At 53.7% G+C, this 21,108-nt stretch carries 22 protein-coding genes; 19 read left to right on the top strand and 3 right to left on the bottom strand.

Features of this window, described 5'->3' with window-relative positions:
• Positions 1-125 precede the first annotated feature (125 nt).
• The 8 genes from rplS to ACLHIJ_RS03495 all read left to right on the top strand — a co-directional run bounded on the left by rplS (position 126) and on the right by ACLHIJ_RS03495 (position 6,921).
• Positions 126-479 (top strand): 50S ribosomal protein L19, encoded by a 354-nt coding sequence (rplS, locus tag ACLHIJ_RS03530; protein ID WP_411296044.1) that lies wholly within the window; start codon positions 126-128, stop codon positions 477-479.
• A gap of 183 nt (positions 480-662) precedes the next feature.
• A complete protein-coding gene (gene lepB / locus ACLHIJ_RS03525; RefSeq protein WP_411298479.1) occupies positions 663-1,457 on the top strand; it encodes a signal peptidase I in 795 nt (264 codons plus the stop codon).
• 5 nt (positions 1,458-1,462) lie between these two features.
• Positions 1,463-2,140, top strand: coding sequence for a ribonuclease HII (locus ACLHIJ_RS03520; RefSeq protein ID WP_411298478.1), 678 nt, complete (start codon positions 1,463-1,465; stop codon positions 2,138-2,140).
• Positions 2,141-2,150: 10 nt separating this feature from the next.
• The gene (locus ACLHIJ_RS03515; protein WP_411296048.1) at positions 2,151-2,465 is read left to right on the top strand and encodes a DUF2469 domain-containing protein; all 315 of its coding nucleotides are present in this window, start codon (positions 2,151-2,153) and stop codon (positions 2,463-2,465) included.
• A gap of 428 nt (positions 2,466-2,893) precedes the next feature.
• Positions 2,894-3,301, top strand: a complete 408-nt coding sequence (locus tag ACLHIJ_RS03510; RefSeq protein ID WP_411298477.1) for a YraN family protein — start codon at positions 2,894-2,896, stop codon at positions 3,299-3,301.
• On the top strand, positions 3,298-4,872 hold the full coding sequence (locus tag ACLHIJ_RS03505; RefSeq protein ID WP_411298476.1) for a YifB family Mg chelatase-like AAA ATPase: 1,575 nt from the start codon (positions 3,298-3,300) through the stop codon (positions 4,870-4,872). Before ACLHIJ_RS03510 ends, ACLHIJ_RS03505 begins: the two co-directional genes overlap by 4 nt.
• A 4-nt stretch (positions 4,873-4,876) precedes the next feature.
• Complete coding sequence (gene dprA, locus ACLHIJ_RS03500; protein WP_411296051.1) at positions 4,877-6,010, top strand: DNA-processing protein DprA; 1,134 nt, start codon at positions 4,877-4,879, stop codon at positions 6,008-6,010.
• Entirely contained in the window at positions 6,007-6,921 is a 915-nt protein-coding gene (locus tag ACLHIJ_RS03495; protein WP_411296052.1) for a tyrosine recombinase XerC, read from the top strand. Before dprA ends, ACLHIJ_RS03495 begins: the two co-directional genes overlap by 4 nt.
• Before the next feature lie 303 nt (positions 6,922-7,224).
• Here the strand turns inward: ACLHIJ_RS03495 and ACLHIJ_RS03490 are convergent, their stop codons facing one another.
• Both ACLHIJ_RS03490 and ACLHIJ_RS03485 read right to left on the bottom strand, forming a co-directional pair.
• Positions 7,225-7,905 (bottom strand): M23 family metallopeptidase, encoded by a 681-nt coding sequence (locus tag ACLHIJ_RS03490; RefSeq protein WP_411296053.1) that lies wholly within the window; start codon positions 7,903-7,905, stop codon positions 7,225-7,227.
• A gap of 302 nt (positions 7,906-8,207) precedes the next feature.
• Positions 8,208-9,044 (bottom strand): trimeric intracellular cation channel family protein, encoded by an 837-nt coding sequence (locus ACLHIJ_RS03485; protein ID WP_411298475.1) that lies wholly within the window; start codon positions 9,042-9,044, stop codon positions 8,208-8,210.
• 736 nt (positions 9,045-9,780) lie between these two features.
• Between ACLHIJ_RS03485 and rpsB the strand changes: the two genes are divergently transcribed.
• The 6 genes from rpsB to ACLHIJ_RS03455 all read left to right on the top strand — a co-directional run bounded on the left by rpsB (position 9,781) and on the right by ACLHIJ_RS03455 (position 14,937).
• Positions 9,781-10,641: a 30S ribosomal protein S2 gene (gene rpsB, locus ACLHIJ_RS03480; protein ID WP_411296056.1), complete on the top strand. Its 861-nt coding sequence runs from the start codon at positions 9,781-9,783 to the stop codon at positions 10,639-10,641.
• A 17-nt stretch (positions 10,642-10,658) separates the two neighbouring features.
• Complete coding sequence (gene tsf / locus ACLHIJ_RS03475) at positions 10,659-11,504, top strand: translation elongation factor Ts (RefSeq protein ID WP_411296057.1); 846 nt, start codon at positions 10,659-10,661, stop codon at positions 11,502-11,504.
• Positions 11,505-11,654: 150 nt separating this feature from the next.
• A complete protein-coding gene (locus tag ACLHIJ_RS03470; RefSeq protein ID WP_411298474.1) occupies positions 11,655-12,407 on the top strand; it encodes an electron transfer flavoprotein subunit beta/FixA family protein in 753 nt (250 codons plus the stop codon).
• A gap of 8 nt (positions 12,408-12,415) precedes the next feature.
• Complete coding sequence (locus tag ACLHIJ_RS03465) at positions 12,416-13,297, top strand: electron transfer flavoprotein subunit alpha/FixB family protein (RefSeq protein ID WP_411298473.1); 882 nt, start codon at positions 12,416-12,418, stop codon at positions 13,295-13,297.
• A gap of 42 nt (positions 13,298-13,339) precedes the next feature.
• Entirely contained in the window at positions 13,340-14,635 is a 1,296-nt protein-coding gene (locus tag ACLHIJ_RS03460; RefSeq protein WP_411296062.1) for an FAD-dependent oxidoreductase, read from the top strand.
• Between the two features lie 11 nt (positions 14,636-14,646).
• Entirely contained in the window at positions 14,647-14,937 is a 291-nt protein-coding gene (locus ACLHIJ_RS03455; protein WP_411296064.1) for a ferredoxin family protein, read from the top strand.
• 371 nt (positions 14,938-15,308) lie between these two features.
• Here the strand turns inward: ACLHIJ_RS03455 and ACLHIJ_RS03450 are convergent, their stop codons facing one another.
• Positions 15,309-16,949: an MFS transporter gene (locus tag ACLHIJ_RS03450; RefSeq protein WP_411296066.1), complete on the bottom strand. Its 1,641-nt coding sequence runs from the start codon at positions 16,947-16,949 to the stop codon at positions 15,309-15,311.
• A gap of 256 nt (positions 16,950-17,205) precedes the next feature.
• Between ACLHIJ_RS03450 and ACLHIJ_RS03445 the strand changes: the two genes are divergently transcribed.
• The 5 genes from ACLHIJ_RS03445 to rlmN are packed head-to-tail and all read left to right on the top strand — an operon-like array spanning position 17,206 to position 21,103.
• The gene (locus ACLHIJ_RS03445; RefSeq protein ID WP_411296067.1) at positions 17,206-17,589 is read left to right on the top strand and encodes an RNA-binding S4 domain-containing protein; all 384 of its coding nucleotides are present in this window, start codon (positions 17,206-17,208) and stop codon (positions 17,587-17,589) included.
• Between the two features lie 32 nt (positions 17,590-17,621).
• Positions 17,622-18,347: a UMP kinase gene (pyrH, locus tag ACLHIJ_RS03440; protein ID WP_411296068.1), complete on the top strand. Its 726-nt coding sequence runs from the start codon at positions 17,622-17,624 to the stop codon at positions 18,345-18,347.
• A 7-nt stretch (positions 18,348-18,354) separates the two neighbouring features.
• Positions 18,355-18,912, top strand: coding sequence for a ribosome recycling factor (gene frr, locus ACLHIJ_RS03435; RefSeq protein WP_411296069.1), 558 nt, complete (start codon positions 18,355-18,357; stop codon positions 18,910-18,912).
• Positions 18,913-19,806: a phosphatidate cytidylyltransferase gene (locus ACLHIJ_RS03430; RefSeq protein ID WP_411296070.1), complete on the top strand. Its 894-nt coding sequence runs from the start codon at positions 18,913-18,915 to the stop codon at positions 19,804-19,806.
• Between the two features lie 28 nt (positions 19,807-19,834).
• Positions 19,835-21,103 (top strand): 23S rRNA (adenine(2503)-C(2))-methyltransferase RlmN, encoded by a 1,269-nt coding sequence (gene rlmN / locus ACLHIJ_RS03425; RefSeq protein WP_411298472.1) that lies wholly within the window; start codon positions 19,835-19,837, stop codon positions 21,101-21,103.
• The last annotated feature ends 5 nt before the right edge of the window (positions 21,104-21,108 follow it).

Here is a 21,108-nt window from a genome sequence, read left to right as displayed (position 1 = left end):
GAACGCTCGCATATATCGTCTCCATATCTGCCGCAGGGGAAGGGGAACGATGTGCGAGTTTATGAGAACGAACGGGTAATCCCGGAAAGCACTCTGGCCTGCGTGCAGGGTGGTAGAGAAGAAGAATGAATATTCTTGACAAAATTAATGCGGCCTCAATGGTCGAGCGTCCGGATTTTCGCGCTGGCGATACGGTAAAGGTCAACGTGAAGGTTGTTGAAGGTAACCGCCATCGTATTCAGGTGTTCCAGGGCGTCGTTATCTCGCGCAAGGGTGGCACGGGCGTCAATGCCAGCTTCACTGTGCGCAAGAATTCCTTCGGGGTGGGCGTGGAGCGTCAGTTCCCGCTACATTCTCCGAATGTTGATTCGATTGAGGTTGTTTCCCGTGGTCGTGTGCGTCGCGCGAAGCTGTACTACTTGCGTGATCGTCACGGAAAGGCTGCTAAGATTCGCGAACTTCGTGAGGATAACAAGTAACGATAGCGAATGTGCTGGCAGCTACGTCGGCCAAGACACTCAAGAAGCGCTCCGGTTGGGGCGCTTCTGTTCTTTAACTGGAGATACCCTCTGCCTTAGGAGGTGTGATCTACGGAGCGACCGTGGTATGAGGGTGTTTCTCTGATAATCCGATAGAGTTATGCTCAGGTTAAGGAGGTGTTAATGGATCAAATTAGTGCTGATGAGCAGCCCGATTCCATGCCTCCGTCGTATCCTCCACAGGAGCGGCCTGAGCGTGCCTCAGTCGCTAAGGAGAATGCCGATTCTGAGACTAAACGGCGCAAGGGAAAGCTGCGCGCCTGGCTATTAGAATTGGGAATGAGCGTTACCCTTGCTTTGCTCATCTCAATCGTTATTAAGACTTTTTTCCTGCAGGCTTTTGAGATTCCTTCAGAGTCAATGGAATCTACCCTCATCCCTGGTGATCGCGTGATGGTCAATAAATTGGCAGATGATGAGGAGTCTTTGCATCGCGGAGATGTTGTCGTTTTTGTTGATCCGGGCAACTGGCTAGATGCATCCGATCATCCACAGAGTAGCGGCTGGCGGGCGGCGCTTAAAGGATTTGCTGAAATGACGGGAATTTTGCCGAAAAATTCTGGCGATCATTTGATTAAGCGCATTATCGGGATGCCCGGAGATCACGTGAAATGTTGCAATGAGGTCGGGCAGATTACCGTCAACGATGTGCCTATCACGGAAACCTATGTGAAATCAGGGGAAGTGCCCTCGCGAACTCCTTTTGACGTCACAGTGCCGCCTGACCATCTGTGGGTCATGGGAGATAACCGTTCGCACTCTAAAGATTCGCGCTATCATCAGGCTGCCTCAGGTTTCGGTTTTGTTCCCATTGACCACGTTGAAGGGCGTGCTTGGTTGCGTATTTTGCCTTTTGATCGCTTTGGTCGTTTGCCCTCTGGTACTGACGTATTCGACGCCGTTCCAGATGCAAAGTAGTCCACGTGATTGTCTATCCTGATCGCGCAATTGAGCGCAGATTGCTCTCCCAATTACATCAGGCTGCTGTGGGCAACCCCAAGGCTCCCCAGTTCCTCGCGGGCGTTGATGAAGTTGGTCGAGGTGCCTTGGCTGGTCCGGCAAGTGTGGGCATCGCCTTGATTGACGCACACACTTCCGATGAGTTCCCGCAGGGTTTGCGCGATTCTAAGATGATGACCCCGAAAGCCCGAGCAGAGATTGTTCCCCAGGTTCGCCAGTGGGTGCGGGCCTATGCGGTTGGGCATGCGCCTGCCAGTGACGTCAATCGCTATGGGATCATCGGAGCTTTACGAGCGGCAGCCGGGCGTGCATTGGAACAGCTAGCAGATTTCCCGATAGGGATGGTGCTGCTGGATGGAGTACACGATTGGTGGACGAGCGATGAATTGCCAATCGGCCCCCAACTGCCCGCTATTCCCGTCGTTACTCAGGTAAAAGCTGACGCTCAGTGTGCGGTTGTGGCGGCAGCTAGTGTATTGGCTAAGGTGGCGCGCGATAATCTCATGATTGAGATGGCTTCCCACTATCCGGGATACGATTGGGAACGGAACAAGGGATATTCCTCGGCGCGGCATATCGCTGGCTTGCGAGAGCTGGGGCCGAGTGCAGAGCATCGAACTGCGTGGAAACTACCCAGTTGAGGAGGAGAGGATGCACGAGCTGGAGAACTACGAATCGGATGCTGAGCTAGCTTTATATCGCGAGTATCGTGATGTGGCGAGCTTGTTCCGGTTCGTTGTGGAGACGGAACGACGCTTCTATTTAGCAAATGATGTGGACGTCAAGGTGCGTGCCTCCGCAGCAGGTGATGTGTTTTTTGAGGTGACGTTGACGGATGCCTGGGTGTGGGATGTATTTCGCTCTTCGCGTTTCATTCGTGGAGCGCGGATCGTCACGTTTAAGGACGTCAACGTGGAGGAGCTTAATAAGCCTGACTTGACGCGCGAACTGGAATTCGATTCCTAAGTACGCGCTACCTGGCGTGATCGTGATAGTTGGCGAGATCTTCCTGCATAAGGATGATCTGCATAGAAAATCGGAGAGGCTGCCCGTGCCTATCACGGCTGGTAGATAAGCGTTTTTATTCGCTAATGTCGGCGATAAAACGCGGGTTTCTGTGAGATGGGATTATCTCTTGCCGCTGTCTGCGTCAGTTATCTGCCTTAGTAGCTAGTTTTCATGCTAGGGCTGTCAGTAGTGCGGTGAAAAACAGGGTTTTGCCGCTTTGTAGTGGGCAGGAACGGGGAGATACCTGCCAAGCTATGCACTGGACGATCTCTAAGAAGCTCACGCTTTCGCGATTAATCTATCCACATGTGTTCATACGGCACAGTAATCCACATATCAGTAGGGATACCTGACGGAAAGTGGATAGGTTCCGGTGAAATCCTCTTATGACGATACAAACACAGAATATTCCAACACGTGTATTACGTTCATGTACCCGACGTGAATTAGGAGTATGGGGAGAAAATCTGGCAACTAGCTATCTGGCAGAACACGATTGGGCTATCTTAGAACGAAACTGGAACACCCGCGGGGGAGAGCTAGATATCGTGGCTTTCGATCCCCACCGCCATGCCTTAGTAGCGGTAGAAGTGAAAACTCGGCGCTCTCGTCGCAATGGCTCACCAGAACAAGCCGTTACTCCGGCAAAAGTTCAACGTTTGCGGGGACTACTCTTGCAATGGGCTGTCATGCGAAAGAGCTACTGTGCCACATTGGCGATTGACGTTATCGGGGTAGAAGTTGATCCACAAGGGCGGCACACTATCCATCATATCCAGGACGTGGGATCATGAGTGTCCTCCAATCCGCGCCAGAATCACATGCTCCCCGCGCTATGCCTGCTCCGGCTGGAACGGTAGGGCGAGCACGCACAATGTCATTATGCGGCTTGGCTGCGGCGCCCATTCTCGTTGAAGCGGTCCAATTAAACGGGCTACCAAATTTCACTATTGTCGGTTTGCCGGATGCGGCCGTCAATGAAGCCCGTGAACGCTTGCGAGCAGGATTTCAAGCATTAAATGTTCCCTGGCCAAATCGTCGGCTCACCGTCAATCTTTCACCGGCTGACGTCACGAAATCTGGGACGGGATTCGATCTGAGTCTAGCGGTCGCCATATTTGAATCGATGGGCTACCGATTCGCATATCCTCAGGCCGTTGTGATTGGGGAGTTGGGATTAGATGGATCAGTGCGAGCTGTTCGTGGAGTGCTGCTGGCAGTATTAGCAGCCTCAGAACAAGGGTATGAGGTCGCTGTTGTGCCCAAAGCAAATGAACGAGAAGCACGCATGGTAGGCAATATTCAAGTCATCCCGATTTATCACCTGGGGCAGATCGCCCAACTGTGTGGAATCCCAATTGTAGATATTCCGGATGAGCCACCGGAAGAGGAGAACGTGCGTTCCGACGAGGAATCAACTGATTTTGCAGACGTTTGCGGGCAAGAGGAAGCTATTGCTGGGGTGGAAGTAGCTGCGGCAGGTGGTCATCATGTACTGATGATCGGGCCGCCTGGTATCGGAAAATCGATGCTAGCCCAGAGAATTCCCGCAGTTTTGCCCGATTTAACGCCACAAGACGCACTTCATGTGGCGGCTATTGAGTCCGTCATTGGAGCTAGACCAGTGACAGATTTGCCGATTCGACCTCCGCTCTGCGCGCCACATCACACTGCGACAATCGCCGCAATGGTTGGCGGTGGAACGGGTATTCCCCGTCCGGGTGCGATCACGAGGGCGCATGCGGGCATCTTGTTTCTTGATGAATATCCCGAGTTTGCTACGGCGGTGATTCAAGCACTGCGTCAGCCAATGGAAAACGGCTACATTGATATTGCTCGATCCCGTTTTCACGTGCGTTACCCCGCGCGATTTCAACTCATTGCGGCGGCTAATCCATGCCGGTGCGGGCATCGGGGCGATGGAACAAATCAATGCCACTGTACGTCACGCGATAACCGGCTGTACGAATTGGCATTATCTGGCCCTGTTCCGGATCGAATTGATATACAGCTTTCTCTGCGTCGGCCATCGCGAGCGGATTTACGTCGTGGCGGTACGATCACTTCCGATAGTATCCGGCAAAGCATTGCGCTGGCTCGCGAGCGCCAAGAGTGGCGGCTCAAGGAATTACCTATCGCTCGCAATGCGTATGTCTCAGGGAATTGGCTGCGAAATCATACGCGGATTCCCACGGCAATGAATGATCGGATAGATCACGCAATTCAATGTGGCTACATGTCATTTCGTGGGGTTTACCGGCTGCTACGGGTCGCCTGGACGATAGCAGATCTGGCTGGTCACGATTCTCCAAGCGCAGATGACATTAGCTATGCCTTTGCCTTGCGCTCGCGAAGCCGTAGGTGATCCGATGGAATCTGAACGTCACCGTTTTCATGAGGGGAGCCGCCGCGAAGCCTGGATGCGCTGGACGCAAATTGTGGAGGGTGGGGATAGCGCCGCTAATGAGCTTATTCAGCGGCTGGGCCCCGTTGAGGCATTAGTGGCGGTTAGGCAGGAACGGGGATTAACCGCCGCAGAACGACGCAGTCTTCCACGATGGCGGCAGCGCCTATGTGGTACCCACCCTCTCAATATGGCAGCACTTGCGGATCGCGGGATTCATTTGCTGTGCCCCGACGATGAACACTGGCCGATAGGTTTGGCTTCATTGGGCGCGCAGATACCGATTGCGTTGTGGGTTCGAGGATCGGTTAACGCACTGAGCCATCGAAGCAATATCGCTCTTGTTGGATCACGATCAGCCACACCCGCTGGCCTACATATTGCTCGCGATTTTTCTTACGAGTTAGCGGCAGATTTTACTGTCATCTCCGGCGGAGCTTTCGGAATTGACGCTCAGGTACACCAAGGCGCAGTTTTAGCGGAGAAACCGACGGTGGTTGTGTTTGCTGGCGGAGTGGACGAATACTATCCGCGGGCAAATGCTCAGATATTTAATGAGGTCTTGGCCTGCGGCGGGGCAATTGTGTCAGAATCTGCTCCGGGGGCGAAGCCCTATCGTTTCCGTTTTCTGGCGCGTAATCGCATTATTGCCGCATTGTCTGCGGCGACGGTGGTGGTTGAAGCGCCGATTCGCTCGGGCGCTTTATCAACAGCTCGCCATGCGATGCGAATCGGGCGAGAAGTTGGGGCTGTTCCCGGCCCGATAGATCAGCCAGGATGTGTGGGGAGTAATGAGTTAATTCGGCATGGCGCGCATCTGGTTGCTTCAGTGGCACACATTCGCGAGATGGTAGCCCCTATCGGGCAGTGTCTTGACGGGGTTGATCTATTTGAGCTTGCTGAGGACGATGAGGTGACAGTTGAGCAGCGTCGGGTGTTTGACGCGTTGTCGATTCGCCGTTCTCGTCCAGCTCAAGTGATAGCTACCCATTCAGGGATGTCGCTTCGTCAAACGATTGGCGCACTCGGAGCGTTAGCGTTGCGGGGGTGCGTCGAAGAACGTGATGGGCAATGGATTCGCATTACGCTACATTTATGACCTCGATTGCCGAAATTATGGACAGCTATCATCGTGAGCTAGCTGTGCGGCGTGGGCTATCGGAGCATACGGTGCGAGCATATATGAGCGAAGCCCAGTCACTTATTGATTTTTTGGCGCAACATTCAGATGATGTTGCCGCCTCGCTCTACCATCTTGACGTTATGGATATTCGCTCCTGGCTGGCGGCAGAACAATCAGCAGGCCATGCTCGTGCGTCCATGGCTCGACATTCGGCTGCTATCCGTTCCTTTACCTCGTGGCTGTTTCGTCAGGGGCTAGTGAATCAGGATGCGGCTCGTCGGTTGCGTGCTCCACGGGCAGCGCAGGAACTTCCGCGAATACTGAGTGTCAACCAGGCACAACTGTTATTGAATACGGCGCAGGATATCGCTCAGTCAGAGAAAAACGTCGATCCTATTGCGGTGCGAAATTGGGCCATGTTGGAGCTGCTATACGCCAGTGGGATTCGAGTGAGTGAATTAGTTGGATTAACGGTGACGAGTTTATATCCAGACGACACGATGCGAGTGATAGGAAAGGGCAATAAAGAGCGGATCGTACCCTACGGCCGCCCAGCAAGAAAGTCTCTTATGGCATGGCTTTCGGTGCGATCACAGGTGGCCCGTGCGGGAGAACCTGCATTGTTCGTCGGGCAGGCAGGAAACAGAATAGATCCTCGGGTGGTGCGTAAAGTACTTAACGATATGTGTGTAACTGCGGGTGTTCCGCGAGTTAGCCCACATGCGTTACGACATTCTGCAGCGACGCATTTGCTAGATGGCGGCTCGGATCTGCGCTCTGTTCAGGAAGTATTGGGGCACGTATCTTTGGGGACGACACAGCGTTATACCCACGTCAGTGCTGAGCGATTACGGGCCGCATTTGGGCAGGCACATCCGCGAGCCTAGCCTCTAGGAGGTCAGTACAAGAAAAGACGGGAACTGACGCTGATAGTCGTTGGCCAATGCGCAGGGTAGCTCCAATAACGGCGTTTCAGGTAATACGGATAGCGGATATTAACTAATAAAGTCGAGAAATACAGGCGCAAGACGGCGGATGGTGCAACACGGCAAATAAGCGAGGCCTTGCGACAGCAGCGAGTGAGGCTGCGAGCTACACGAGATAGGAAAGGTATCCACGGTATCTTGCCATATTGTGTGCCCTTCTGGAATGTTTATCTTTTCCTGACACGAGGTGCGGCTATGTGCCGCTCAGTTGTATAGCCGGATACGTTGATCAGCAAGCAGCGATAACGGATTGATATACTCTCGTGCACCGCGTTTAGCTCCCCAGTGCAGACACGATGAGGGCGCACAATGCGTGCCGGTGACCACGCCGATTTGTTGCCCACGAATAACCTGTTGCCCGCGCTTAACGTGTATTTCCACTGGCTCGTAAGTAGTCCGGATTCCGTCTGGGTGCTCGATTGAAATGACGGATCGATCATTGATTTCACCTGCATAAATAACTATGCCATCGGCAGCGGCATAGATTGGATCACCGGCATTTAGGGCTAAATCAACCCCACGATGACCGCGATCCCAGACATGTTGCCCAGGGCGAAAGGGACGAAGGACTGCAACCGGATGACCCGATGGCCACATGTACACGGTGTCGGAGAGCGATTCTGCAGAGGAAGGATCTCGTGCGGGTAACGAAGGGATAGCAGGAACATGTGTGGGATTAGAAGTGGAACTGCTGCCAGAATTTCCATCGGTATGTGGCGTAGCTGGTGCATGTTCTGCGGGAAGGCGCTGCTCAGATTCGCGAATGGCAGACCATAAAGCAGGAATATTGCGAGCGGCTGGTGGCAATGAAATATCAGGGACGTTCCCGTATCCGATGTGGAATACTCCGGCAAGAGTGATGAAGATAGTTACGGTTTTACTCATGCCCACAGCATGTCATCAGGAATATAAGGGTCATTTCCTAGGCAATCATGCTGTGAATAGCGAGGGCACATATCAAGCTGTGGAAAGAAAAATCATCACAGTTACTATTCAGGAGCGCCGAACATTAATGCGGTAGCGCCATGAAACCGCACGCAGTATTTCGGTTGCAACATCCGTTTTATGATGGCAATCGCGCCCCGCACTGAATAAAAAGCGTGGCGCATGAGCTGATTTTTATGCGATAGGACGCAACAAAATGACCGACAGCAGGAAGAGAACGGAAAGAGCGAAGAAGAACGATATTAGCTGGCGGATGAATGCGGTTCGGAATGTGAAGACTTCACCGAGTGGGACTCAGATTTTGACAGTTTGCGCTGGGAACGCAGCCGCAAATTCTTAATCTTCGTCCCATGCCGGCGAATCGGACGACTTAAATCCATTGCTCGTACTGGCAGAACCCAATTAAAACGACGCGCTGCCAGCCCAAATACCAGGCACACCAGAATCGCCAAAGCCATACCTAGCTCATAGGAGCCGTGAGACTGGAAAACCGTCATGATACCTGCGGCGATAATAGAAAATGTGGCGTACAGGGGATTAGAGCCAAAAATAGCTGGTGTTCTATGCACGATGACATCGCGAAGCAAACCCCCCGCCGTGGCGGTGATAACACCGAGAAAAATTGACGGGATAGGGGCTAAACCAGCAGCCAAACCTTTTGAAGCCCCCGTTGCAGACCAGCAGCCGAGGGCGAGCACGTCAGCCACTGAAAGGGCGCGGCGAGCCCATCGACCATCGAGAGGGATGAGATAGGCCAGCACCGACGCGCCAATCGCACCTGCGAGATACCACGGATCTGTTAGCGCGACGGGAAAACCAATCCCGAGGAGGGAATCGCGGATCATTCCACCGCCCAGAGCGGTGACAATTCCCAGGGTGAGAAACCCGATGATGTCGTATCCGAGGGCGCGGGCTAGCGTCGCCCCAATTAATCCGTTGGCCAGTACGCCACTGACATCGACCACACGGAAAAGCACGTCCGGATCCATGTAGCTCCCTCTGCTGACCAGATACGACAATCCCCATAGCTGAGCTACTACAGAAACCGGCGAGGACAAGCGCTTAATATTAACGAACATTTAATATTAAGACCTGGGAACTCGGCGGAGACTGCGTTACTCAGTCGGTTACTATTGTGCACGCTCAAGGCTGTTAGCGCGAATACAAGGGCGGAAATAGCTCAGCGGATTTTTTCTTTCCTTTTCCGGCACACCTGCCAATTGCGTCATCGTACCTATCGTTTCATACGTTCAGTGGGTTTAGTGGGTTACCGATTATGGAGGAAACCAAAAGAGGCGAAGAAAGAAACGGGAAGGAAGGACGGGAAACAGGGCAGGAAGAAAGAAGAGGCAAAACGTAGGCAAGGAAAGTAAAAAGTAAGAGAGCAAGGTTCCCTCAGTTACTACGGATGTGCCACAAACAGTTACGGGCATGCACAACAGTTGCGGGAGCGCCGCAAACTAGATACCGGAACGCTCAGGTGTTACCTGCTCTCTCAATCTCAGTTGCAGTGTTCAAGGCTGGCAGGTGCGACCGGAGGAGAGATGCGCGATACGGATGTAGGCAAAACCACCTTTATCTTCTAGGGAGCGCACTGGATGGGGCAGGTCGAGCTGAGGTAGGATGAGGAGGCTGTCTACGGGCAGCAATACGCGTGTTCGTTCGCTGCGCGTGCGCAGTCTCGCATGTTTCGGTGTGTGGGTCATCCTGGTCCAGATAAGTACATGCGATGGGGCACCAGGGCTAGTCGTCAGATGCGGCTAGCAGTAACCGTAAACCTACGCGCAGGTGATCTGCGCCTGAGAAAGGACGACGATGGCAGTCGTTACCCTGAGCCAGCTGCTGGAAGCTGGCGTCCACTTCGGGCACCAAACCCGTCGCTGGAACCCCAAGATGAAGCGTTTCATCCTCAATGATCGCAATGGGATTTACATCATCGATCTGCGCAAGACGATCGACGATATTAACCGCACCTACGAGTTCGTTAAAGAGACGGTTGCTCATGGCGGAAACGTGCTCTTCGTTGGCACGAAGCGTCAAGCTCAGCGTCCGATCCGCGAACAAGCTGAGCGCGTGGGGATGCCCTACGTCAACGAGCGCTGGCTTGGCGGTATGCTGACCAACTTCCAAACGGTGCATGCTCGCATTAAGCGTCTGAAGGAACTCGAGCTGGTGGACTTCGAAGATGTGGCTGGATCTGGCCGCACCAAGAAGGAACTGCTCATGATGCGTCGTGAGAAGGAAAAGCTGGAGCGCACCCTGGGCGGTATTCGCGATATGGTGAAGACTCCGTCGGCAATCTGGATTGTGGATACCAATAAAGAACATCTGGCAGTTGCCGAAGCACATAAGCTGAACATTCCAGTTGTCGCAATCCTGGATACCAATTGTGATCCGGATGATGTGGAATACCGTATTCCGGGCAACGATGACGCTATCCGTTCGATTGATATTCTGACCCGTATCGTGGCAGATGCCGTTGCGGATGGTCTGATGGCCCGTGGCGGTGGAGCTAAGGATGCCGAAGATCCCATGCCCGAGTGGGAACGCGAAGTTCTTGCTGCTGAGGAAACGGCTGCGGCTCCTGCCGAGGAAACGACCACTGAATCTGCTCCGGCAGCCGAGGAAAGTGTTGACGCTCCGGCTGACCAAGCATCTGAAACCGACGAGAAGTAACGCCGAGGAGATCAAGAATGGCAAACTTTACTGCCGCTGACATCAAAGCGCTGCGCGAAAAGACCGGCGCAGGAATGCTTGATGTGAAGAATGCGCTGACGGAATCTGATGGCGATACCGCCAAGGCAGAAGAGATCCTTCGTCTGAAGGGGCTGAAAGTTGCTGCAAAGCGCGAAGATCGCACTGCTAGCAACGGTTTAGTCCTTTCGCACATTAGCGATTCGGATGAAGGTCAGACTGGCGTTATCCTCGAAGTCAACGCCGAGACGGATTTCGTGGCAAAGAACGAGAAATTCATTGCGTTCGCAGAGAAGATCCTCGCTGCTGCAGTCGCCGCGAAGGCCACCACGGTAGCGGAAGTTCTCGCTGCACCCTCGGAGGATGGCACAGTCGAGGATTCGGTGAAGAATATGATCGGCATTATCGGCGAGAAGCTGGGTGTTGGTCGTATTGAGACGCTGAGCGGTGAGCACGTTGAGGCCTACATGCACCGTACCGCCACCGATCTGCCCCCGCAGGTTGCCGTGTTGGTTGCTACGGACGCTGCTGGCGCTGGCGTCGCTCATGATGTCGCAGTACACATTGCGGCAATGTCTCCTAAGTATCTGACCCAGGATGCCGTTCCGGCAGATGTTGTGGATAACGAGCGTCGTATTGCTACGGAGCTGACCATCGCTGAAGGTAAGCCAGAAAAGGCTGTTCCGGCGATCGTCCAGGGTCGTTTGCAGGGCTTCTTTAAGCAGGTTGTGCTGCTTGATCAGCCCTATGCTCGCGATCCAAAGGTTTCGGTTGGCAAGGTTCTCCAGGAAGCTGGCGCCACTGTTACCGGCTACGCGCGCGTTCGCGTCGGTCAGCAGGACTAACCATTACGCATAGCACGTGGGGTGCGCCGCTGACGCACCCCACGTGTTTTTATTACCGCTGAATAGCAATATGCGGGTTCACCTTAGGTGGTACCCAATGAGTAAATACCCCGAGATATGATCTGGCCCAAGCCTGATCGGAGGAAAACAGTGAATATCGCGGTCGCGTACAAGTACGCCCCTAATCCACAAGATGCTCGCGTTCAACCAGACGGCCAGGTGGACTGGTCACGAGCAAAACCTGCCGTGTCAGAAAACGATCCAGTTGCTATTGAGATGGGGCGACGGGTGGCTGCCGCCTGTGGAGCACAGCTGATTGGTGTATGCGTTGGTCCGCAGATTGTTGGAGCTGCGATGGCACGTAAGAACGCTATGTCTCGGGGATTCGATCGTGGCATTATTCTGGCTGACGATCAGAGCGCACAGTGGAATAGCACCCAGATTGCTTCGGCGCTTGCGAGCCTGATCCAGCGGGCCGAAGACGTCACTTTGGTAGTGGCCGGAGATTCATCGATTGATGACGCGCAAGGCGTGGTGCCGGCAATTATTGCAGGATACCTCCAGTGGTCAGCATTTTTAGATGTTATTGACTGCGAACCCACCGATGATGGCTACCGCATTACTCAGCGTGTGCATGGCGGGACGCGCACGGTCCGCGTCAGTGGTCCATGCGTCATCGCAACGACCTCAGATGCCGTCACCCCTGCAGTGCCCTCTATGAAAGATATTCTTGCTGCGGGTAAAAAGCCGGTTGATGTGCTCACGGCCAGCGATATTGACTGCGATGACATAGGGATAACGACGGTGGGATACCGCAAACCGCCCGTTCACCAGCGCAAGAAGCGCATGTTTTCTCATGCAGATGAGCTCGTTGCGGCACTATACGAGGACGAAGTGTTATGAGGGACGATATGACGACGTGGATTGTTACTACAGAGCCAACGATTGCTCCGCTATGCCAACTAGCCGTGGGGGAACGTCACGCTGTTGTGGTGGGCGATTGTGAGATTACTGGAGTTGATAAAGTAACCCGTCTCGCTATATCTGGGCCAGCCGAAGCATACGCACCACAGGTGGTGGCCGCGGTGGCAGCGCAACCAGGAGATATTATCCTCGTCGTAAATAATTCGGTCGGGCGGGTTTACGCTGGGGCGTTAGCGGCTGCTTTTCATGCTCCCATGCTTACCGGCGTTCGGAATATTGCTTCCGGAGCTGCCGTTTTGGGGCGCTACGGGGGAATGACGTTCCAGGATGTACAGTTTGATGGAGTCGCTGTTGGTTTAGTAGAACCAGGGGATATTCCCGCGTCGGCACAATCACACATCTCGATCCAAGCACACGACGCTCATGCGATAGCGCCGTATCCGGCAACATGTGAGAGCGAAGAAACAAACGCTCATGCGGATATTAACCTCAATGCGGCTCGCCGGATTATCGGTGTGGGGCGTGGTTTCGTGGCAAAAGAAGATATTGATTTAGCTCGGCAACTCGCTGCGGTCATTGAGGCGGAAGTCGGGTGTACGCGGCCTTTAGTTGAAGGCAAAGGCTGGATGGAACGTGACGCATATTTAGGGGTATCTGGGCATACGGTTTCCCCACAGTTATATATTGCGGTCGGAATTTCGGGGCAGATTCACCATACGGCTGGGATTGACCAGTCCGAAACGATTGTGGCTATTAATAATGACGAGACGGCAGCAATCTTTGATATTGCTGACTATGGCTTAGTGGGTAATCTATACGAAGTTTTGCCGAAGATGACGAAAGCTGTGCGTCAGCATAAGAACGGATAGACTGCTCAGCGTACCAGTTCTTTACTGCTCACGAGGAGAATCATGACGGACTACGATTTTGACGTGATTGTTGTGGGCGCAGGCATTGCGGGAAGCGTCTGTGCGACTTTACTGGCTCGCAGTGGGGCTGAGGTTCTTCTTATCGAGCGTGGGGCAGAGCCCGGATCTAAAAATCTATCTGGCGGTGTGTTCTATCCGCATGTCATGACGCATATCTTTCCGGATTTCGTCGAGAGCGCTCCCGTTGAGCGGGTAATAACTCGCAATGTTGTCGCGGCATTGACCCCGCACAGTAGCGTCAGTATGGATTACTGGGATCAGCGTCTGGCTAACCCCGTTAATGCCGTATCGGTTTTGCGTTCCAAACTGGATCCGTGGTTGGCACAACAAGCTGAGGAAGCAGGCGTTTCGCTCATTAGTGGTGTCAAGGTTGAGGGTCTATTACGTGACGGGCCCTACGTCAGTGGGGTTGTCGCCACCGGCGAGGAAATGCGGGCAAAGGTGACGGTATGTGCCGACGGGGTGAATTCCTTTTTAGCCTCTGACGCAGGTTTACGACCGGCAGTATCTGCACATCATCTGGGTCTGGGAGTCAAATCCGTCATCCAGATGGAGGAAAAGACTATCCAGGAACGTTTTGCCTTACGTGACGGCGAAGGTGTTGCATACTCCTTTATTGGGGACGCAACATGCGGGATTCCGGGCGGGGGATTCCTCTACACCAATCGGGATACGATCTCGATCGGTGTGGTTCTTTTGTTGGATGCGCTAGCGCGTAGTGGAAAGTCAAGCTCAGATATTCACGATCATTTCTTGTCGCATCCGGCAATCGAGCCGCTCATTCGTTCCGGTGAGGTCATTGAGTATGGCTGCCATTTGGTCGCTGAGGGAGGCCAGCAGATGCAGCAAGAGATCGTGCATGATGGACTGCTCATGGTTGGTGACGCGGCCGGATTTACCCTCAATACTGGCTTGACGTTACGGGGTATGGATCTTGCGGCAGGCAGTGCGCAAGCGGCTGCACAGGCAATTACTCAGGCCCTGGCGGCTGAGGATTTCTCGCGTTTGCAGTTGCGTTCCTATCTTGATCATCTGAAAAATAGTTTCGTCGGTGCGGATATGCATACCTATCGGAAAGCCCCGAAGTTCTTTGAATCCCATCCAGTAATTTTTGATGGTACGAGCGATCTGCTGACAGACATTCTCTATCGAACGTATCGTCATGATGGCCAGCCGAAAGATCGCCTCCTCCGTCATGCCCGAACGGCGTTGAAAGCATCGTCGGTGAAGATGTCCGACCTTATCCGTGCAGGTATTGGTGCTATTCGGTCCTTGTAGGAGGAAAACAGATGTCTTTTAATCTGGATAGTGTTAACGAGAGGTTAGCACGAAATGTTTTTCACACGGACGACGAATCCCATATCGAGGTCGATCAGGAGGCAGCTCGCCGAACTCGGGCTGGAGAATTGTTAGAGCGGATATGCCCAGCGCATGTCTATCAGGCGCATCCAGATGGAACTATCGGCGTGGAATATGCGGCATGTTTGGAATGCGGTACCTGCCTGCGGGTAGCCCCGCCTGGGGTGCTGCGATGGATTTATCCAACTGGTGCTAGCGGCGTCCACTATCGAGAAGGATAAGTTTGCTGCGTGGCGTATAGCTGCTTGCTGCGTGGCGTATAGCTGCTGTAGGGATGATGTATAAGTTAGGTAACGTCAGTCATATCAGGCAGGAACTGTGTGGCAGAAAGTTGCGCGAAGAGTTTAATGGCGTGAGGTGACAGGCGCTAGGTTTGCGTACATACCCGTAAACCTAGCCACGGCAAAAGTAGGATCTTCTGCGCGCAAAAGCACGCTCGCTTTTCTGCCGGGCGGGATCGCTTTTTCTCTTTTCCCTGCCCTGCTAAAAATCAATTGTGTGTTATCCGAGGGGAGACTACGAGCGGATCGCCGAATTTTCGCCTAGATAACGCGAACTATTATGACGCGCTATCTAGGCGAGGTGTTAGGCCTTACTGGGCACGAATAGAGCGACGCTGTAAGCGCTGTGCTGAGCGCCGCCGCAGTTGGCTGTTACGTGCGGAATCTTGCCGTGGATGGCGGTCATGGTAGCCGTCGCGCCAGAACAAAATAGCCAGAGTTAACGCCAGCAAGATGAACAAGGTGACCATCATATAGGCCAAGAAGAATCCGACGTACCAGCCGGTATTTCCGGTATGCAGGCTAGGACCAAGCCAGAAGATGGCGGTGATGACAGCATTTCCTATTGCGGTTGTGATACGTTGACCGGTTTGTTGGACGCCACCGGCAGTGCCACCGTGCTCTGGTGGTACATCAATCATGGATTGAGTTTGATTTGCCGCGCCCATACATCCTTGACCAAATCCGAGGATCGTCAGCGGAATAGTGAGCCACCAGAACGATAACCCGTGCTCAATCGCCCATACCACGGTTGTAACGCCGAGGATTCCGACGAGCATGAGCGTCAAGGCCATAACTTGCACGCCACGACCGTGTTCAACGGCGCGCTTGCCAGACCAAATAGCTGCGTAGGCTGCGATGAGCGCGTCTGGTAGGGAAACTAATCCAACTTCTAGTGCGCTGGCGTCAAGTGCGTTTTGTAGGAACATGGCCAGGACTACGAAGATTGACGTCGTTCCCATGAATTGAGCTGCTGAAATCGCCGAACCATAGGAGAAGGTTTTAATTCGGAATAACCGCAGGTCAACCATTGGTTCATGCTCGTGTGCGGCGTAGAACTTCTCCCATAGCACCCACACCACAATAAGAAGGAACCCAACAGGAAGTAAGAACCAGAACCACATGTGACCGTGGGTCATAAATGGAAGCATGATGCACAAGACGGATAGGACGAGTAGGAAGCTCCCGAGAGGATCCAGATCAATTCGCGTGCGTGGCTTATGGACGACGCCTTCTTTGCGGCGCATAGCGATGTATTCGCGGCGGGCTTCCTTAGCGCGTTTGCCGACGTGGCGCCGTTCTTTTCCGAAGGGCAGCCAGCGAAGAGCGAAAAAGATGCCGATAAGACCGAAGGGGAAGTTGATAATGAAGGACCAACGCCAGCCATTTTGTGGCCCAAGCAGGGAGATAAGGCTGCCGGACATCAATGGTCCAGCCGCAACAGAGGCCGAGATAATGAGTCCGAAAAGAGAGAAGGCTTTAGCTCGGGCATGGCCGGTGAAATAGTGCAAGATGAGGCCGGTGATTTGGGGGGAGTACATTCCAGCGCCGATACCCTGCAAACACCGCATCATATTGAGCATGATGGCTGAGGTAGATAGGCCAACGAGGAGAGAGGCGAGGGTGAATACGCTCAATCCCACGACGAATGCCGATGAGCGCCCGAAAAGATCGCCGATCCGTCCGGCCGGAACCAGTAAAATGCCGAAGCACAGCGCATATCCGGATAACACCCATTGCAACTGAGTTGACGAGGCATCGAGGGCTTTCCCGACGGTGAACAGCACGTTGTTGACGGAGGAGACTTGTAAGAGTGACATCGTCAGTGGAACGAGCAAGACCAGAAGAATTTTGTTGCGGTCATAGATCCGATCCGATCCGGGAACGCGGATATGACGAGGATTCGCGTCCGGCTGGTTCGGCTGATGTTCCTCGGGCAAGCGTGATGACATGCAACAGTCCTATTCGTATTGCTGGAATGAAAAAAGGCGCTTTAAAGCGCCGTCACTAGGGCTCAGGGTAACACCATCATTTTCTTGATAGCTAATAGCGTCCTGGAAAGTGTGAGCAATGAGGCAGAAAGTGTAACGGTTTTACGGCACCGCTTAATGCGCAACTCCATTTTCGCAGTGGCTAAGGAAACGACGCACAGGTATGAGCCGATCTTGAAAATACCGCTGGGAAAGGGCGGCAGGTTAGACTGTTGTTATGACCCAATCAGTGCGCATCGACCAATGGCTGTGGGCGGTACGCCAGACGAAAACTCGGTCGGCAGCAACGGCAGCGTGTCGAGCTGGCCATGTGCGGATTAATGATGAGCCGGTAAAAGCAGCGACGAAAGTTGCTGTGGGGGATACGGTTCGCTATCGAGTTGCCGGTTGGGATCGAATACTCCTGGTTCGTCAGCTAATAACTAAACGCGTCGGTGCGCCGGTGGCACGAGAATGCTATGAGGATCTCACGCCAGAGCGCCCGCGGGTGGCGATGCCTATCATGTTCCGACCATCAGGGGTTGGGCGCCCGACGAAGAAAGAACGACGCGAATTAGATCGACTCTTAGGTCGAGATTCGAACTGGGGACGAATGCGGTAAACTCAGGTCAGTACCGGAAGAAAGGTTCATCCATGACCCAGGACGATAACCATCCGCGTCGCGTTTTGTTGAAACTCTCAGGAGAGGTGTTTGGCGGCGGGGCGATTGGGCTTGATACAGAAGTTCTTATCCGTATTGCAAACGAAATTAAAGCGGCGGTTGATGACGGAGTTCAGATTGGCGTTGTCGTTGGTGGCGGAAATTTCTTTCGCGGCGTCGAACTACAGGAAGCCGGCATGGAACGCGCACGAGCTGACTACATGGGAATGCTCGGTACCGTCATTAATGCGGTCGCTTTGCAGGATTTTCTGGAAGGTGCCGGCGTTCCCTCGCGAGTACAGACGGCCATTACGATGGCTCAGGTAGCTGAAGCGTATATTCCGTTGCGGGCGATCCGTCATTTTGAAAAAGGGCGCGTGGTGATTTTCGGCGCCGGTGCAGGTATGCCCTATTTTTCGACGGATACCGTTGCGGCCCAGCGAGCGTTAGAGCTCAAATGTGATGAGCTGTTGGTGGGAAAGAACGGCGTAGATGGGGTGTACACGGACGATCCGCGGAAGAACCCGCAGGCCGTCAAGCTAGATACGCTCACGTATGACGATGCTTTGCGTCAGGGGTTGCGTGTAGTTGATGCTGCAGCGTTCTCCCTGTGCCAAGATAATGACATGACAATGCGGGTTTTCGGTATGGTTGAACCCGGAAATGTCACCCGTGCCTTGCGCGGTGAAGGTATTGGAACACTAGTAACAACGAACTGAGGACCTGATGATTGACGAAGCTTTGCTTGGCGCTGAAGAGAAAATGGAGAAGGCCATTGACGTTGTGCGCAATGAGTTTTCCAAGATTCGCTCTGGCCGTGCGAACCCGGAGATGTTTACCTCGTTGATGGTGGATTATTATGGCGCTCCCACCCCACTACAGCAGTTAGCCTCGGTGACTGTTCCCGAAGCGCGAACGATTATCATTTCTCCGTATGATCGCTCTGCTATGCGAGATATTGAACGCGCAATCCAAGAGGCTGATCTGGGGGTTAATCCAACAGATGACGGTCAGGTCATGCGAGTAAATCTGCCAGCTTTGACGGAGGAACGCCGCAAGGAATACGTCAAGTTAGCACGTGGCAAGGCAGAAGAGTCACGAGTGGCGATTCGCGCAGTGCGCCGTAAGGCAAAGGACGAGCTGGAGCGTATTAAGAAAGACGGAGAAGCTGGCGAGGATGAGGTGGAGCGCGCAGAAAAGGATCTTGAGGCGCTCACCAAACGCTTCACCGATCAGGTAGATGCGCTTTTGGCCAATAAAGAGACCGATCTTATGGAGATCTAAATGCCGCAGGCATCCATGCAGCAAGCCGCGAATATCTATTCGCGGCTTGCCCCGCATCCGCCACGGCCGCCGCGCGAGACGACCTCGCGCGCGGGGCGTAATCTGCCGTTAGCAGTTGCCACTGCGGCGGTTTTGCTCACCATTGTGGGAGCATCTCTCGTATTTCGAATCGAGATTTTTGTCGCCCTGGCAGTGCTGTGTTTGACGATGGCCTTGTGGGAGGCAGCAGGAGCACTGCTTGCGCGTGATTTCCGTATTCCGTTTCCAGTTTTAGCGTTAGGGCAAGCCCTTATGCTGGTGGCGACGTGGAAATATAGTCTCGGGGTGGCGTTCCTTGTTTTATTGGGCGTTTTCGCGGTGACCACTGCCGCAACGCTTGTGATAAAACGTCAAGGGGCGCTCACTGATGCCTTAGCTGGATGTTTTACGGTGAGCTGGCTGGGGCTTTTAGGCTGTTTTGCGGTTGCGATGGCGAAGATGGATCATCCAGCTTTGGTTATCGTGACGTTCATCTTACTGCCGGTAGCTAATGATACAGGCGGCTGGTGCGCCGGAGTTCTTTTAGGAAAACACCCTATTGCGGCTTCGATTTCTCCGAAAAAATCCTGGGAGGGTTTTGTCGGATCGGTTGTGTTGAGCCTGCTCGTCGCTATCGTCATGGCTGGCATAGTGCTGAAAATATCGTGGATTTGGGTCATCGTCTTAGCAGTGGCGACCCCCATAGCGGCAACCGCCGGTGATTTTGCGGAATCGCTGGTTAAACGAGATCTTGGCGTCAAGGATATGGGGGCTATTTTCCCTGGTCATGGCGGAGTATTAGATCGCATTGACTCTATGCTCTTTTGTGCGCCTGTGTGTTATCTCGTATTCGCTTTGGGCTTTGGTCTGCTATGACAAATGAGATGGCAGAATGGTGCCCGCTATGAATGCTGAAAAACAAGTACGTCCTCGGGTAGAGCACGGCCCGCGTCCGACCCTGTCTTTTGAACAGCGGCGTCGGGCTAAACCACCGAGCCATCTTGCCGATCTCGATAGGCAACAGCGGCGAGAAAAACTCCGTGAGTTAGGGATTGCCCCGTATCGTGCCGATCAACTATCTGTGCATTATTTTGACCATCTGTGCGTTGATCCGCCGGCAATGAGTGATATTCCAACAGCTCAACGCGAAGAACTTGGCGCGCTATTGCTGCCGCCACTGCTGGAGAAAGTCAGCGAACAACGGGCAGACGAGGGGAAAACGTTAAAGGTTTTGTGGCGTCTGTTTGACGGTGCAGTGGTCGAATCCGTTCTCATGGCGTATCCCGATCGGGCTACTCTGTGCCTATCTTCGCAGGCCGGATGTGGGATGGCATGCCCGTTCTGTGCAACTGGGCAGGCAGGATTGACGCGCAATCTATCGACGGCAGAGATCGTTGAGCAGCTCAGAAGCAATATGCAACTGGCTCGGGAAGGCGCATTGGGCGAGCCGGTTCGGGTGAGCAATGTGGTGTTTATGGGGATGGGCGAACCGATGGCGAATTACCGTGCTGTGCGCGATGCGGTTCATCGGATGGTTGACCCGTCGCCGGAGGGATTTGGATTATCAGCGCGGCATATCACGGTATCTACCGTTGGTTTGGTTCCTGCTATTGACCAGCTTGCTGCCGAAGGGATCCCTGTGACTTTAGCGGTTTCGCTCCATGCACCAGACGACGGGCTTCGCGACGATCTCATTCCGGTCAATTCCCGATTCAAAGTCGGAGAACTCCTGGATGCCGCCTATCGTTACTATCGCAGCACGGGGCGCCGAGTTTCGATCGAATATGCCTTGATTAAGGATATGAACGACCACGCCTGGCGGGCAGAACTTTTGGCGGCAGAATTGAACCGACGGGGCCGCGGCTGGGCGCATGTGAATCCGATCCCGTTGAATCCCACTCCGGGCAGTATTTGGACGGCGTCGACGAAGACCGCTACACGCCGTTTCGTCGATACACTGTTAGCAGCGGGTATTTCGACAACCATTCGCGATACCCGTGGGTCGGATATTGATGGCGCATGTGGGCAGTTGGCAGCCGAGGTGGTTGATCGGGATAACGTTGCTCGACGAGCGAAGCAGGCGCAGGAGAAAGTCGATGCTCGGCTCGCAGAACATCGCGAGAAACCGCATGATCTGGCCGATCAACTGGCTGGTCGAACGAGTGAAGCATAGGGGAG

Source organism: Trueperella sp. LYQ141 (genome assembly GCF_046599555.1).
In the GTDB taxonomy this organism is placed as follows: Bacteria; Actinomycetota; Actinomycetes; order Actinomycetales; family Actinomycetaceae; genus Trueperella.
Note: the sequence above shows the minus strand (reverse complement) of the source record. Positions and strands in the feature narration are given on the sequence as shown.